General features: G+C 60.0%; 13 protein-coding genes, 1 tRNA gene and 1 pseudogene. 6 read left to right on the plus strand and 9 right to left on the minus strand.

Annotation, left to right across the window (positions count from 1 at the left end):
* Nucleotides 1-105: 105 nt before the first annotated feature.
* A complete protein-coding gene (locus tag NW852_RS04895) occupies nt 106-1,293 on the minus strand; it encodes a metallophosphoesterase family protein (RefSeq protein WP_414365608.1) in 1,188 nt (395 codons plus the stop codon).
* Nucleotides 1,294-1,494: 201 nt separating this feature from the next.
* Here NW852_RS04895 and NW852_RS04900 point away from each other — a divergent pair, with 201 nt between their 5' ends.
* Nucleotides 1,495-1,917, plus strand: a complete 423-nt coding sequence (locus tag NW852_RS04900; protein ID WP_414332551.1) for a Fur family transcriptional regulator — start codon at nt 1,495-1,497, stop codon at nt 1,915-1,917.
* Nucleotides 1,918-1,980: 63 nt separating this feature from the next.
* Here the strand turns inward: NW852_RS04900 and NW852_RS04905 are convergent, their stop codons facing one another.
* The 3 genes from NW852_RS04905 to NW852_RS04915 form a co-directional block, all read right to left on the minus strand.
* Nucleotides 1,981-4,080: a thioredoxin domain-containing protein gene (locus tag NW852_RS04905; protein WP_414385936.1), complete on the minus strand. Its 2,100-nt coding sequence runs from the start codon at nt 4,078-4,080 to the stop codon at nt 1,981-1,983.
* A gap of 120 nt (nt 4,081-4,200) precedes the next feature.
* Entirely contained in the window at nt 4,201-4,704 is a 504-nt protein-coding gene (locus tag NW852_RS04910; protein WP_414365611.1) for a GNAT family N-acetyltransferase, read from the minus strand.
* A gap of 73 nt (nt 4,705-4,777) precedes the next feature.
* A complete protein-coding gene (locus NW852_RS04915; RefSeq protein WP_414370970.1) occupies nt 4,778-5,245 on the minus strand; it encodes an SRPBCC family protein in 468 nt (155 codons plus the stop codon).
* A 288-nt stretch (nt 5,246-5,533) separates the two neighbouring features.
* Here NW852_RS04915 and NW852_RS04920 point away from each other — a divergent pair, with 288 nt between their 5' ends.
* Complete coding sequence (locus NW852_RS04920; RefSeq protein ID WP_414365613.1) at nt 5,534-6,310, plus strand: DUF502 domain-containing protein; 777 nt, start codon at nt 5,534-5,536, stop codon at nt 6,308-6,310.
* On the opposite strand, the gene NW852_RS04925 is transcribed toward NW852_RS04920, so the two are convergent.
* Entirely contained in the window at nt 6,311-6,640 is a 330-nt protein-coding gene (locus NW852_RS04925) for a TIGR03792 family protein (RefSeq protein WP_414365614.1), read from the minus strand. It abuts the gene before it with no gap.
* A 24-nt stretch (nt 6,641-6,664) separates the two neighbouring features.
* The gene (gene aroA / locus NW852_RS04930) at nt 6,665-7,999 is read right to left on the minus strand and encodes a 3-phosphoshikimate 1-carboxyvinyltransferase (RefSeq protein WP_414370989.1); all 1,335 of its coding nucleotides are present in this window, start codon (nt 7,997-7,999) and stop codon (nt 6,665-6,667) included.
* Between the two features lie 326 nt (nt 8,000-8,325).
* Here aroA and rsmH point away from each other — a divergent pair, with 326 nt between their 5' ends.
* Complete coding sequence (gene rsmH, locus NW852_RS04935; protein ID WP_414365615.1) at nt 8,326-9,255, plus strand: 16S rRNA (cytosine(1402)-N(4))-methyltransferase RsmH; 930 nt, start codon at nt 8,326-8,328, stop codon at nt 9,253-9,255.
* A 100-nt stretch (nt 9,256-9,355) separates the two neighbouring features.
* Nucleotides 9,356-9,895 (plus strand): hypothetical protein, encoded by a 540-nt coding sequence (locus tag NW852_RS04940; RefSeq protein WP_414399171.1) that lies wholly within the window; start codon nt 9,356-9,358, stop codon nt 9,893-9,895.
* Here NW852_RS04940 and NW852_RS04945 read toward each other — a convergent pair.
* Both NW852_RS04945 and NW852_RS04950 read right to left on the minus strand, forming a co-directional pair.
* Nucleotides 9,892-10,635 carry a response regulator gene (locus NW852_RS04945; RefSeq protein ID WP_414365617.1) on the minus strand — a complete coding sequence of 248 codons (744 nt, stop codon included), beginning with the start codon at nt 10,633-10,635 and terminating at the stop codon, nt 9,892-9,894. The genes NW852_RS04940 and NW852_RS04945 overlap by 4 nt on opposite strands.
* A gap of 131 nt (nt 10,636-10,766) precedes the next feature.
* Nucleotides 10,767-11,627, minus strand: a complete 861-nt coding sequence (locus tag NW852_RS04950; protein WP_414365618.1) for a prephenate/arogenate dehydrogenase — start codon at nt 11,625-11,627, stop codon at nt 10,767-10,769.
* 216 nt (nt 11,628-11,843) lie between these two features.
* Here NW852_RS04950 and NW852_RS04955 point away from each other — a divergent pair.
* Nucleotides 11,844-12,137: pseudogene (locus NW852_RS04955) on the plus strand (DUF6679 family protein); the annotation flags it as partial.
* A 258-nt stretch (nt 12,138-12,395) separates the two neighbouring features.
* Here NW852_RS04955 and NW852_RS04960 read toward each other — a convergent pair.
* Nucleotides 12,396-13,151 (minus strand): segregation/condensation protein A, encoded by a 756-nt coding sequence (locus NW852_RS04960; protein WP_414365619.1) that lies wholly within the window; start codon nt 13,149-13,151, stop codon nt 12,396-12,398.
* A gap of 167 nt (nt 13,152-13,318) precedes the next feature.
* Here NW852_RS04960 and NW852_RS04965 point away from each other — a divergent pair.
* A tRNA-Val gene (locus NW852_RS04965) sits at nt 13,319-13,390 on the plus strand.
* The last annotated feature ends 281 nt before the right edge of the window (nt 13,391-13,671 follow it).

The raw sequence follows: 13,671 nt of genomic DNA on the forward strand, positions 1-13,671 counted from the left end.
GGGTGCTATCCATCCCCACCGTATAGACCGTGGGGAATTCCGCACCTTACGTTAAGTAGCTTATCCCCGGGCATAAATGCTGGGGCCTGCACCACTTTTTTCCGGTCAATCGTGGCACAGGGATCCGATGCGGGCGCGGCAGGTGGCGATTTCTTCGGGGGTGAGGTTGTCCCAGTTAACATCGCGGCGCAGCACCAGGCCGTTGTGGCCGGTGATGAAGCGGGGCAGCTCGGCTTGGTCGATCACGCTCAGATCCCGCATGTGGTAGGTGGTGTAGTAGGTAACCTCCGGAGTGTCGAAGTCCACATCGATGAGGGTGAGAGTCTTGCGGGGAGGCAGGGGGCTATTCAGGAGGGGGCGGGGGCCGGCGCCAAGAATGCCGCAATGGAGCAGTTGCAGTTGTCCCTTGTGGCCGGGATAGTAACCGTGGTGGTGGCCGCTGATGTAAGTGTGGACGCGATATTTCTCCAGCAGGGCCCGTTTGGCGTCTGCCTCTAGCAGCACTTCTCCCGGATCGTCACGCCCGACGGTGATGGCGTAAAGCGGCAGGTGGCCGATGACGATGCGCAACTTGGCCTTCTGGGCTCGTTCACTGGCCAGTGCTGCTTCCGCCCAGGCCATCTGTTCCGGCGGGATGTAGTTGCAGGTGGCGTCCCAGACTAGGTAAAACACCCCGTCTTTTTCGAAGGTGTAATAAAAGGGAAAGTCGCCTCGATCCACAAAGTTCAAACCGGGATCGTGGGCCGGGTCGTTCCAAAACTCGCGGGCCAGATCCCGTTCTTTTTGGAAGAGAAAACCGCCCCGCGTGGTGCGGGCACAGGACGCATCGTGGTTGCCCAGCGTGAAGCCGTAGGGCAGTTTGGCAGCACGAAGCGGGCCGGCCACATGCCGGTCGAAGGCTGCCCACATGGCACGGATGCGCTCCTCCGAGAGGCGGGGATCTTGCCCGGCCACCATGTCCCCTCCGCCCAAGACGATATCCGGCTGGAAGTAGGGGATGAGGCGGATAGCCCGATCCACCTCTGGGTCGTAGTCCACCGAGCCGTAGATGCCGTTTAGGTCGCTGAGCACCATTAGGCGGAGGTCGCGGCGGGCTGGGATGTAAAGGCCCTGGGGAGCTTCTGGATGGGGGACAACCGTGGGCGTAGGTCGAGGGGTAGGGGGCGCCGCCCCTCCCACCACTGCGGACAGAGGTACCGAAGTAGGACGCTGCCGACTGGCCCAATAGGCCCCCACCAATCCACTGCTGCCGGCTAGTCCCAACAAGCCCAAGATCATTTGGCGCCGCCGCATCCTGCTTCTCCTCAACACCCCAGCGGTATTGTAGAAGGGATATCGTCAATAATTGACCCCACTTCTTCTGCACACTGCTTGGAGAGGTCTATGCCAGCGGAGATTTTGCAACAAATCTTCAGAAACTTCGACTTGCAAATGTTAGACTAGTACAAATGAGCAACTGGCTATCTCAGACTCGGTATGACTTGAGGTTTGCCCATGCCTCGCCCTGTAGACTCTTTGGAAGCTGCTTTGGAGCGATGCCGGGAGTGCAATCTGCGCCTTAGCCGGCAGCGTCGTTATATTTTGGAACTGCTGTGGCAATGCGGCGAGCACCTTTCCGCTCGAGAGATCTACGATCGCCTCAATCGGCAGGGCAAGCCCATTGGCCACACATCCGTCTATCAAAATCTGGAGGCCCTGGCCAGCCACAACATTATCGAGTGCCTGGATCGCGCCGATGGGCGCCGCTACGGCAATCGTACCCATCCTCACAGCCATGTCAACTGCCTGGACAGCAACCGCATTCTGGACGTGGATGTGGAGCTGCCGCCGGAGCTGCTGGCCCAGGTGGAGCGGCAAACCGGCACCCGCATCCAGAGCTACCGCATCGAGTTTTTTGGGGTGGAGAACCAGAGCTAAGCCGTAGCGGCTTGGGTAGAGCAGAAGGGATCCCGGCTTGTTCTGGAGAAGGCTGAACCGCTGTCAGTAGGCCCGGTTCTGGCCCTTGCTAATCTGGGACTGGATTTGTTCCAGCGAGCTGGCCGGAGCCAGACACTTGCTGCCCCAGCACACCAAGCCTAGCGCCCCTTCTGGCAGCGGCTCCGCTTCCGTGGGCAGGGCGAAGACAGTGGTGGGCCAAGAGCGCTGCTGCAGCGCAGCAATGTGCTCGGCCTCTAGGGTTGCTTTCACCCAGTTGCTGTACCAATCCAAGCCGGCAAAGAGGCTGGGGCAGGTGCGCGGCTGGGTGCTCATGACATGGGCAAAGGTTTTCAGGGCCTGCTCTGCCCGCTCCAAGTAGTCCAGATCTCCGGTGATGGCAGCCAGGCGCACCAGGTTGGCGATAGCCACCCCATTGGCCGCGGGCGTGGCGTTGTCCTGAAATTCTTTCTCCCGCACCAACAGTTCAGGGGCGCTTTGGGCGTCGCTGACAAAGTACCCCCCTCTGGCCTCATCCCACAGTCGTGTGTCCATCTCCTGCTGCAGCCGAATGGCGGCCTCCAGCCAGTCCTGGGAGCTGGGATCCCCCCCCAGCGGCAGGCAGGTCTGGTGCAGATCCAACAGGGCCTTGATCAGCAGGGCGTAATCTTCCGATTGGGCAGGTACCTGGGCTGTGCCATCGTAGTTCAACCGCAGCAGGGATCCCGTCTGGGGGTGGCGCTGCTGGCTGAGGATGAATTGGGCAGCCCGCAGGGCCAACTGCAGATAATCCTCGTCGCCAAACACCTGGTAGGCCCGTGCCAGACCGGAGATCATCAGGCCGTTCCAGGAGACGATCATCTTGGTATCAGTGACGGGCGGAATGCGTCCTGGCCAGGATTGCTGGCGGGCCGAGCGGGCATCTACCGCAGGTGGGAAGGGAGTTCTCCGCTCTGTGGAGCCGTAGCGGGCTTGAAACAGATGGGTGGTCAAGGCGGTCTCTACTTCCGGCGGCAGTTCCCCCCCCTGTTTGCGCTGCAAGACGATGCAGCCGGGCCGGTCGGGGAAATTGGGCGACAAGAAAAAAGCCTGCTGCAGGGCGCGGAAGGTTGCTTCATCCAGCAGATCCTGCAGCTCCTGCCAGCGCCAAACGTAGAACTCGCCCTCCTCCGGCTCGTCGTCCTCCGCCCGGGCAAAGCTGTCGGCATCCTGGGCAGCGTAGAAATATCCGGCAGGGGCAGTCATCTCCCGCGCCACCCATTCCACCGTCAGGCGCACCGCCCGCTCGATAGCTGGATCCTGGATCCCGTGGGCCCACAGCTCAGAGAGAAACTCCAAGATCTGCCCGTTGTCGTAGAGCATTTTTTCAAAGTGGGGCACCGTCCAGGTGGGATCCACGGTGTAGCGGTGAAACCCGCCGGCCACATGGTCGAAGATCCCTCCCAACACCAAGGCCATCCCTCGCTCCTTGGCCCGTTCCAGCGCCGTTGGCGAGCCAGGGATCCCTTCCGGTGGGTCGAAGCGAGCTGAGCGCAACACCAACTGGGCGTAGGGCATCATGGGGAACTGCTGCACCGCTCCGGCGTTGCTCAGCAAAGGTTGGATTTTGGGGATCCCGGAGCGCAACAGATCAGGGGGAATATGGTCTTCCGGCACCAGGTCACTGAGGGTGGTCAGGGCCGCCAAGATTTGGCCCTTCATGGTCTCGATTTTGTCTTTTTCCTGGCGGTAAAACTGGAGGATGCGCTGCAGTACGGTCAGAAACCCCGGGCGGCCAAAGCGGGGCTCCACCGGAAAATAGGTGCCCGCATAGAACGGCACCAGGTCCTCGGGCGTGAGGAAGACATTGAGGGGCCACCCCCCCTGCCCACTCATGAGCTGCAGCGCCTGCATGTAGATGCTGTCTAGATCAGGCCGCTCCTCGCGATCCACCTTGATGGGCAAAAAATGGGCATTGAGGAAGGCGGCGATCTCCGGGTTGGAAAAAGCCTCCCCCTCCATGACGGTGCACCAATGGCAACTGGAATAGCCGATGGACAGAAAAATCGGCTTGTCCTCAGCCCGGGCTTTCTCCAGAGCTTCCGGGATCCAAGGCCACCAATCCACCGGGTTCTCGGCGTGCTTGCGCAGGTAAAGACTGGAACACGTGGCAAGGCGATTGGCCATAGGTACACCCTCTCACCCTTTTTGCTTTAGGCTAGCGCGTCCTCTCCTCAAGGCCGAGCTAACCCACTGTTGTTCAAGATACACTCACCCACGCCTCCCCCTTGCCCCGGGGATCCCCTTTCAAGCCTGCGCCTGTTCGGCAGGGGTCAGCAAGAGCTCCGGCGAGCGACCGTACAAAACTAAAGTGGTGCTGGGGTTTTCCACAAAGCCGATCTGCTCGTAAAAGCCACGCTGATGGGTGGTAAACAGGTAGATGCGCTCCACCGACTGCAGGTGGGGATGGCTGATCAGGGTTTCCACCAGCTTGCGCCCAATGCCCTGCCGTCGATACTCGTGATCAACCACAATGTCCCAGAGGACAGCCCGGTAAACCCCGTCAGAGGTAGCGCGACCAAAGCCAATGAGGCGCTCCCCGTCCCAGACGCTGACCACCGGGTGGCTGTGGGCGATGGCCCGTTCCATCTCTTCCCGCCGGCGATTCTGGGCCCAAAAGGCGTTGCGGTTCAACAACACTAGGAGTTGATCCAGATCCAGATCGTCTCGCTTCAGGGAGAAGCGAATGTTGCGGTTGTCCACCGGCTGATGAGAGAGAACGACGACAGACTCGAGGGAGGGATCGGACATGAAGCAGACCTTGGGCAACAGGGAAGGTTAGCAACGGTTGACTGGGCAGCAGAAAACTGCAGCAAGATCGAGGCTAGCCAGTGGAGGCATTGTCGGCGGCCCGCGCCGCCTGCTCCAAAGCATAGGCTTTGAAGCGCTCCAGGTCGGCTTGAATGGTACTCTCCACCACTTTGCCCACAAACAGGCTGTCCAAGATTTTGCCGAGGAGTCCCGGGATCTTGTAGGCCACCGACAGCTTGACAATAGTACTGCCCTTGCGATCGTAAAACCGCAGCGCCCCCCGATTGGGAAGCCCTTCTACCGATTGCCAGCCAATGTGCTGATGCTTCACCACCGTATGGGTGCGGGAGATCCAACTGAAGGTAAAGCCGCGCGTGTCCAGTGTCCACCGCGATAGCTCGTGATCCAGCAATTCCACTGAGCGGATCCACTTCATCCAGCGCGGCATGAGGGCAAGGTTGGCCCACAGCTCCCACACCTGCTCGATGGGAACCGGCACCTCCACCTGACAGGTGTGCTCTAACCAATCGGACTCTGACATGGGGCCTCCCACACGACATTCGGCAGAACTATCCCAGGGCTTGGCCACAACGCCTCCGGGCGGGATCCCTGCCTTTACAAAGTTTCACACTGACCTAAGATAGCATTATCGGCCTCATGAAAGTTTGGGGCTCCGCGCTTTTTGGCAGCCCGTTTTTTGTCCGAGCAGGTTGTGGCTGCCCCCCATGAGGGCAAGGCAGAAGGCAGGTATGATGATTGCCATCTGCAAGTCTCACTTACGTCGGCTCGGTGCGTCCACTCATTAACGACTTGATGGAACGACCTCACCATGGTTTCTCAATGGAAACAGCATCTTAAGAACTATTTCGTGGCGGGGTTGCTGGTGGTGATCCCTCTGGCAACTACGATTTGGCTGACGGTGGAGGTGGCCACCTGGAGCATCGGCTTTTTGACCAGCATTCCCAAGCAGTTTAATCCCATCCAGGGGCTGCACCCCATTTTGATCAACCTCATCGATCTGGCGGTGGGCTTGTTGACACCGGTTGTGTTCATCCTGCTGATCGGCTTCATGGCCCGCAACATTGTCGGCCAGTGGCTGCTCAACCTGAGCGAGCAGTTGCTCCATGCAATCCCGATAGCGGGGCTGGTCTACAAAACCCTGAAGCAATTGGTCAGCGTTTTATTTGCCCCTAACAACCAACGCTTTCGACGGGTGGTGCTGGTGGAATATCCTCGGCCTGGGGTTTGGGCATTAGCTTTTGTAACGGGCGTCATTCAAACTCCCATTCGACCGGATGGACCGCAGCGCTCCCTCAGCCTGTTCGTGCCCACCACGCCCAACCCAACCACTGGCTGGTACGCCATTGTGCCGGAAGACCAGGTGGTGGAGGTGTTCATGCCGGTGGAGGATGCTTTTAAGATGCTCATCTCCGGTGGGATCGTGACTCCGGAAACTTTTGAGGTCGGGCTGCAACGGCGCGAAGGGGCTCTGGCGGTGGCCATGCCCAGCCTGCGGGAGTTGGTGGAACAAGAGCGGGCGGCGGCATCCGCTAGGGCCGACTCAACGGCTGCCGAGGTGGGCTTTGAGACCCAAGGGATCCCCTAATCAGGCTTGTCCCTCTCCCAATAGGTCGGGCTGCCAGAGCTGGTATTCTCTGGCCTGCTCTAGGCGCACATAAAAAGGCCGCATCTGCCGATCCAAAGCTTCTGCCTGCTCCGAGGGGAAGGCTTTCCAGGCAGCACGGCTGGCCCAGCGAATGATGAGGTGAACAAGTTCGGGATCCTCGGCGTCAAGCCAGACCTCTTTGCCCAAAAAGCCCGGCTGTTGGTGCAGGGCGGGCCCCCAGACCTGCTCGTCTTGCAGAACAAAAGCCCTCTGGCCACCGGGAGGAACCCGGAAGCAGAGGTGTTCGATGGCGATGGGCTGGTCTGACATCGGCAAAGGTTGGTGCTGGGCTGGCTAGGACACGGACGAAGGGTTGATCAGCCGCTGCAGGGTGGGGATGAAGTCGGGGTAGGAGATGCGGGCACAGTCAGCCCCTCGAAGGGTGGTGGATCCCTGGGCGGCTAGGGCAGCCACCATCAAGCTCATGGCGATGCGGTGATCCTCATGGCTGTCCACTTCGGCCCCCTGCAGAGGGATCCCCCCTTGGATTTCCAGGCCGTCGGGATATTCGGTGACCTGGGCTCCCATCCGGCTGAGTTCCTGGGCGATGGCCGCCAAGCGGTCGCTCTCTTTGACCCGCAATTCCGCTGCATCGCGAATGACCGTAGTCCCCTCGGCAAAGGCTGCCGCCACCGCCAAAACCGGGATCTCGTCGATTAGCGTGGGAATGAGATCGCCACCAATGCTGCAGCCCCGCAGGCGAGCCGAGCGGACCCGCAGATCCCCCAGGGGTTCACCTGCAACTTCCCGGCGGTTTTCAATGGAAATATCGGCCCCCATCTCCTGCAACGCCTGCAGCACGCCGGTGCGGGTGGGATTGAGGCCCACGTCCCGCAGCAGCAATTCGCTCTCCGGCACAATCGAGGCGGCCACCAGCCAGAAAGCCGCCGAGCTGATGTCCCCTGGCACCTGCACTGTCTGGCCCACCAGGCGGGATCCTCCCACCACAGCCACGGTTTTCGCCGCCGTATCCACGTGGATCTCGGCACCAAAGGCCCGTAGCATCCGCTCCGAGTGGTCGCGGGAAAGGGCCGGCTCTGTAACTTGCGTGGTGCCTTCCGCCAGCAGGCCCGCCAGCAACAGACAGGATTTTACCTGGGCCGAGGCCACCGGCGAGTGGTAATGGATCCCCCTCAGGGATCCCCCCTGCACCGCCAAGGGCGCCAAGGTGCCCCCCGCCCGCCCCCAGATGTTCGCTCCCATCTGCCGCAGCGGCTCCACCACCCGTCCCATAGGCCGCGAGCGCAGGGACCGATCCCCAGTAACAGCAAAAAAGCGACCCGCCTGGCCGGCCAGGATCCCTAGCATCAGGCGCAGGGTGGTGCCAGAATTGCCGGCGTCTAAGACATCTGCCGGCTCCTGCAGGCGATCCAAGCCCACCCCTTGAATGCGGACGCACTCGCTGTTGAGCTCTGGGATATCGGCCCCCAAGGCCCGAAAACAGGCTGCCGTACTGCAGGGATCCTCCCCCAGCAGCAGCCCGTGAATGACGGTTTCCCCTTCCGCCAGGGATCCCAGCATTAGGGCGCGGTGGGAAATGGACTTATCGCCGGGAATGCTCACTTGACCGCGCAGGCCGCGGGCGGGCGAGAGCGTCAGGATGTCGGCAGAAGAAGCAGTGGTCAGCACAGCAGCCGTGACAACAGACAAAGACAAAAGCCCTCTTAATCATACGTTAAGCTGAAACCTGCCCTGCTCTTGCCGGCGGTCGGCCTTGCACCCAGAGGATCCTGACCTACTGGAAGACAGCCCGTCTTTTGACGGCAGCCGACCCTATCCCCGAGGATGAGCTTAACAACATGGATTCCTTGGTCGGGGCCTGGCCTCGGCCTTTTTTTGCAGGCCCTTATGTTGTGAATGCTAGCGTTTGATGGTACTAGAGTTTCCTACCGATCCTGCAATGGGTAAAGCTGGCCCGTTGAGCGGGGAAAGAATCAAAGCCACCCCCTGCACCTATGGACTTGGCAAGAGCTCAGCTTGGGGAAATGCTTCTGTACCACCACGAGTCTGTTTTGACGGAGGCAGTGGTGGTCTACCTGCACCCTCAGCAGGGTGGCACCTTTTTGGACGTGACGTTAGGTGGCGGTGGACATAGTTTGGCGCTGCTGCAGAAGGGGGCAGAGCGCGTGGTGGGGCTGGATCGGGATCCGACGGCTCTGGAGGCAGCCCAGGCGCGTCTGGCCGCAGCAGGGATCCCCCAGGAGCGCATCCAGCTTTGGCACCTCAACTTCGCTGATTTTGATCTGCAGCGGCACGGCTTCCGGGATGAACAAGGGCAGGGGATCCCTTTCGATGGCATCGTGGCCGACCTCGGAGTGAGCTCGCCCCAACTGGACTGCCCCGAGCGGGGCTTTAGCTTTCGCGCTGAGGGGCCGCTGGATATGCGCATGGATCCCACCGCCAGTCAGGAAACGGCCGCCGATTGGGTCAATTGCCGGCCAGTCGAAGACTTGATTGACATCTTTGTCCGCTATGGCGAGGAGCGCTTTGCCCGCCGCATTGCCCACCACATCGAACGATCCCGCCCCCTTTTCACCACCACCCAACTGGCTCAGGTGGTCTGGCAGGCAGTGCCGCCGGCAGCGCGGCGAGGTCGCATCCATCCAGCCACGCGAGTCTTCCAGGCCCTGCGCATTGCCGTCAACCGAGAGCTGGAGGCCCTAGAAACCCTGCTGGCGCAGGCTCCCAATTGGCTAAAACCCGGCGGCAGATTGGCTGTAATCAGCTTCCACAGCCTGGAAGATCGCCTAGTGAAATGGGCCTTTCGCCGGGATCCCCGCTGGCAGGTGCTCACCCCCAAACCTCTGGGCCCTTCCGAGCTGGAGCAGCAACGCAATCCCCGCGCCCGCTCTGCCAAACTGCGAGTGGCTGCCCGCAGCAGCTAAGTTGCCGCCCTGCCCCCTGGAGGCCCTCTGAGGTGCGTAGGGATCGGATAAAGTGAGGCCCAGTTGGCAGCAATTTCTTGGTGTGTGAGGTGCAAACTCTATGGTCAGCCAGACTTTGAATGCGGGCCCTGGCCGCAGTTCTCTCCCTGTCCAGCGCAAAACCGCGACCTTGGCCCCTCGTCCCCATCCAAGGACTACTCCGCCCCTCCCCGCCGGCAAAGTCAGAACCAGTCGCCCCCAACCCTCGAAATCAGCCTATCCCCCTAGCCGGGATCCCGCCTGGAGAGAGCACCTGATCTGGTGGAAGCAGATCTCCACCGGCATGGCCCTCGTCTCGGGATTGTCGGTGCTGAGTGTGTACAGTTGGACGGTGCATACCCAAAGCCGGTGGAGCCAGCGCTACCGAGTGTGGCAGCAGATGCAGCGCAACGAACGACAGTTTCTCCTCACCCAAGAGTCCATCGCCAATTCCTTGCGGGAGATCGCCGACCGCTCCGACATGGTGCCTCTGGTACCGGAGCGGATGATCGAGGTGCCAATTGCCCTCCCCAGCACAGCTTCTGGGCAGGGGCAAAACAAAGCCAAGCCTCTGGAGGCATCCGAGCAAGCCCCTCCTTTTTTTTATCCGGTTGGATACTAATCCAAAGGCTCTAAGCGGTAGCGGCTAAGCCAGTGATCCAAGTGCACCTCCTCCTCATCCAGGAGTTGGGCGTTGATCAGACCCCGCTTGAAGGCAAGGCGAATGGCGCGGGCCCGCAAGCTAAAAGTTGTGCCCCACTCCTCGCTCTCAATTTGGTCGTTGCTCACCTCAAGCTTGTCGTAGAGATTGCGCAGACGATTGGTCACCCCTCGCCGCGACAAAAACCGCCGTGCGGCAATGGCTTGATCGGTGAGGCCGAGGGCAATATCGATCAACACCTCGTACTCAGCATCGCTGAGGCCGGTAATTTTGTTTTGCGAACGGGAATCGACCCCTCGCACCTCTCGATCGATCACACATTGCTCATCCTGCACCACGGCCTGGATGGCACTGACCAATTTTTCGTCGGTGCAATTCTTCAGGAGATAGCCATAGACGGTTTGCGGCGGCACGATCTTGTGCAGCTCCCGCACATAGACCTCATCGGCAAAGTGGGACCAAAAAATGATGCGCGTACTGGGTTGCTCCGACCAAACCTGTCGAGCCACCTCGATCCCGCTCATCTCGGGCATGCGGATGTCTAACAAAAGAAAGTTGGGACGGTGCTGACGGTAGAGCTCCAATGCCTCTCTGCCGTTGGAGGCCATGTACACCGGGCCAAACTGCGGCAGATGCTGCATCAGCAGACTGTGCACATGTTGGCGGTAAAGGATGTCATCTTCAGCAAGGAGGGTGCTCACAGGCCTTGATCGCTAGTCCACCTACTCTAGTATGTTTCCTACCCTAGAAATCTCTGCGAAGGAAAATAAGGCACCAATGAGCAGTGGCAAAGTCGAGCCAGGGATCCTCTACAGCAGCTACAGGTAGCCGCTTAGGACGGTGTCTGATTGACCCGGAACTGTTGCCATTCTTGCCGGGTTCGTTGCAGCACCTGTAGCAGCTCCTCCCACCGTTCGCCCTCGATCAGCCGCTCTATTTTCCCCAACTGGACTTGATAGCCGCGCAGGGCAGCCAGGAGCGCCTGCTGGTTGTGACGGGCCATCTCTAGGCCCAACTGCGGGATCCCGCCACCGACACGACTGGTATCTCGGAACCCGCTGCTGGCCAGGGTGCGGGCCAATTCCAGAATGTCGGGATCCTCCTCTTGGCCGACAGCAGCAATCAAAGCGGCGCTGATCATGACCGGCAAATGGCTGATCCAGGCCACCGCCTGGTCGTGGCGTTCCGGATCGGCCAGGACAACTTCTGCGCCAACCGCTGTCACCAGTTCTTTCATCGCCTCGACCGCCTGCGGCTGCGTCTGGGGGAGAGGAGTGAGTACATAGGGCCGCCCCAGAAACAAGCTGGCTTCTGCCGCCTGGATGCCCTGCAACGTCTTGCCGGCCATCGGGTGACCTCCAACAAACAGCGGCCACAACTCCGTTGCTGGAGCAACAATCGGTTGCTTCACCGAGCCAACATCGCTCACCACCGTCTGCGGCGATAGATGGGGTACCAAGGCCGCTAGCGTGACCAATACCTGCTCCAGGGGGGTACAGATCACCACCACCTGGGGATCGAAATCAGCCAACTGGGCCAAATCGGTTCCACAGCCCTGCAGCGCTCCCCGTTCCAGCACCTCCTGACAGGTGGCCCGATTGCGGCTGATCCCCCAGACGGGGTAACCTTCTTTGCTAAGTTTGAGGGCCAGGGATCCGCCGATCAACCCCAACCCGACAATGGCAATGCGCATGGTTTTCCGTATCTATGTTCACTATTGGGTACTCTGAAACGGCTTGGGGCATGGAGAGACGGCCTTTCCGGATCCCTTCCAGATTAAGACCAGATTAAAGGCTCCATCCCGCCGCACGAAAAGCATACAGCGGGGGGATCCAGCCGCTAAGATGGAAGGATGAACTGGGTAACCCCCACAACAGTTCGCCCGGATCTTTCATCTCAGGAGGGGACCGTGCTTCATCGTAGGATCTATCAACTCAGCCGCGAAGGCAAGGATGTGTGGATCTACCTGCGCGATCAGGGACGCTGGCTGGAACGAGCCAAGATCCTCGATATCGAAGGGGATACCATCCTGGTTCGCTACGAAACGGAAGACGAAGAGGAGATTTGCTCCTGGGAGGAGATGATTCGTTTGGAGAGCATCGGAGCTGTTGCCCAGCGCCTTTCCTCCATCCCGAAAGGGGTGCTCAGCACCTCGGATTTGCTTATTTCCGAGGATTGTCCTCCTGCTGAGTTACTGCATTCCCCACCTTCGCCTCGCGCCACAGAGCCCCTCAGCGAAGAGCATCCCGGCAGCGAGCGCCTTGAAGAATACTACCTGGATCGGGAAACCTCTGCCGTCCGTGACAGCGAAGCGGAGTCTTTGCTACCCCTACGCTTGAACGGAGAAGACCTCAAGCGGGCGGATCGGGCTCGGAGCGATGTGGAGGGTCAGCGGGAGGGCAACCACGACTGAGCCGCAGTCTTCATGGAAAGCAGTCAGGAAGGGATCCCAGGGTAGAAGCTATTCTACCAGGGATTCCCTGGAGCAGGGACGAATGGTCAAGGGGCCGTAGAACTCCTCCTGGTAAAGCTCCACCTGCGAGCGAGAAGCCATGAGCAATAGCGACCAGAACACCTGAATCGGGTGAGAAGCCCCGCCACTCCCTTTCATAGAGCTTTCTTGGCAAAAGTATTGCTGCAGGTCGTCAAAGCTGATTTGGGCGATACCCTGTTGCCAAAGTTGGGCAAGCAGGGATTCCAGCTCGGCAGTGGTCTCTACGAGGTTTTCTGGGTGGGCCAACTGAGCGATCGCTGATAGCGGTTGCTTGCGAGAAACCCGTTGAGCCAGGGGCCTTGAGGCAGGCTCAAAGCGCTGTTCCAGCAAGGTCTCCAGCTCCTGCAGGTGGCCGATCAGTTCTTTGAGGGTGATGGGCCGAGTCCGACTCAGGCGGGGTACGGCCCTGGGCTGCAACACGCGATCCAGTTGGGCCAACGACCAACTGGGCCAGGGATCCTCCTCCAACTCCACCGGGCTGGTCTCCTCACTTTCTTCGTCTTCCGGCTCTGACAGCGCCATCGCCTTGAGATAGACCAACATAGCGGCATAGAGAAAAGCCTGTCCCGACTCCGACAGGTCATGACTGTTGGCAGCAGGAGCCATACGGGCTAAAAACCGATCGATGACGTCGATAACCTGCACATCCCACGGGTTAATCTCGCCCCGTTCTGCCAAATCGATAAGCAGAGCAATTGCCTCTTCGGTCGGTAAGTAGGCCATAGTGCCCCCAGCCTCTGTCCCTCACTGTAGCCCCCAAGCGGGATCCCGGCCATCTCCAGCCGGAGTCAAACCTCCAGCTCAACTTCTCAAGCCAACCGGCTGTGCAGCGGCGGTGCGATCGTGTAAGATAGTAGTCCAGCTCTAGCAGTTGCTAGAGTGGAACGTAAGGGCGGTTAGCACAGTGGTAGCGCACTTCCTTCACACGGAAGGGGTCACAAGTTCGAATCTTGTACCGCCCATAGGTTTTGACCTTCAGCGAACAGAGCTTCCGTTTCTCCTGTTGGGTGGTAACCTACAGGCTCCCCCGCCTTTGATAGAGAGCCACTGGTTATCGAAAACGAGGATGGGCAGCTTCTGCCAGACTCCTGTCCTCTGGGCAAGTGCTTCGAGCTGGGTAGACTAGGAACCTACAGGAGTCCCCTGCCTGTAACCAAAAGCCAGGAGATGCGTCATGAGTCCCTTCACCAACCCTCCCCAACCCCTGACTCCCGGCGAGTTTTTATCTTACTTAGAGGAGATA

Source organism: Synechococcus sp. H60.1, assembly GCF_047462335.1.
Classification (GTDB): Bacteria; Cyanobacteriota; Cyanobacteriia; order Thermostichales; family Thermostichaceae; genus Thermostichus.

What these genes read in the sequence shown, in the direction of transcription:
- NW852_RS04895 (WP_414365608.1), bottom strand. Translation starts at nt 1,293, where the DNA reads ATGCGGCGGCGCCAAATGATCTTGGGCTTGTTGGGACTAGCCGGCAGC.
- NW852_RS04900 (WP_414332551.1), top strand. Translation starts at nt 1,495, where the DNA reads ATGCCTCGCCCTGTAGACTCTTTGGAAGCTGCTTTGGAGCGATGCCGG.
- NW852_RS04905 (WP_414385936.1), bottom strand. Translation starts at nt 4,080, where the DNA reads ATGGCCAATCGCCTTGCCACGTGTTCCAGTCTTTACCTGCGCAAGCAC.
- NW852_RS04910 (WP_414365611.1), bottom strand. Translation starts at nt 4,704, where the DNA reads ATGTCCGATCCCTCCCTCGAGTCTGTCGTCGTTCTCTCTCATCAGCCG.
- NW852_RS04915 (WP_414370970.1), bottom strand. Translation starts at nt 5,245, where the DNA reads ATGTCAGAGTCCGATTGGTTAGAGCACACCTGTCAGGTGGAGGTGCCG.
- NW852_RS04920 (WP_414365613.1), top strand. Translation starts at nt 5,534, where the DNA reads ATGGTTTCTCAATGGAAACAGCATCTTAAGAACTATTTCGTGGCGGGG.
- NW852_RS04925 (WP_414365614.1), bottom strand. Translation starts at nt 6,640, where the DNA reads ATGTCAGACCAGCCCATCGCCATCGAACACCTCTGCTTCCGGGTTCCT.
- rsmH (WP_414365615.1), top strand. Translation starts at nt 8,326, where the DNA reads ATGGACTTGGCAAGAGCTCAGCTTGGGGAAATGCTTCTGTACCACCAC.
- NW852_RS04940 (WP_414399171.1), top strand. Translation starts at nt 9,356, where the DNA reads ATGGTCAGCCAGACTTTGAATGCGGGCCCTGGCCGCAGTTCTCTCCCT.
- NW852_RS04950 (WP_414365618.1), bottom strand. Translation starts at nt 11,627, where the DNA reads ATGCGCATTGCCATTGTCGGGTTGGGGTTGATCGGCGGATCCCTGGCC.
- NW852_RS04960 (WP_414365619.1), bottom strand. Translation starts at nt 13,151, where the DNA reads ATGGCCTACTTACCGACCGAAGAGGCAATTGCTCTGCTTATCGATTTG.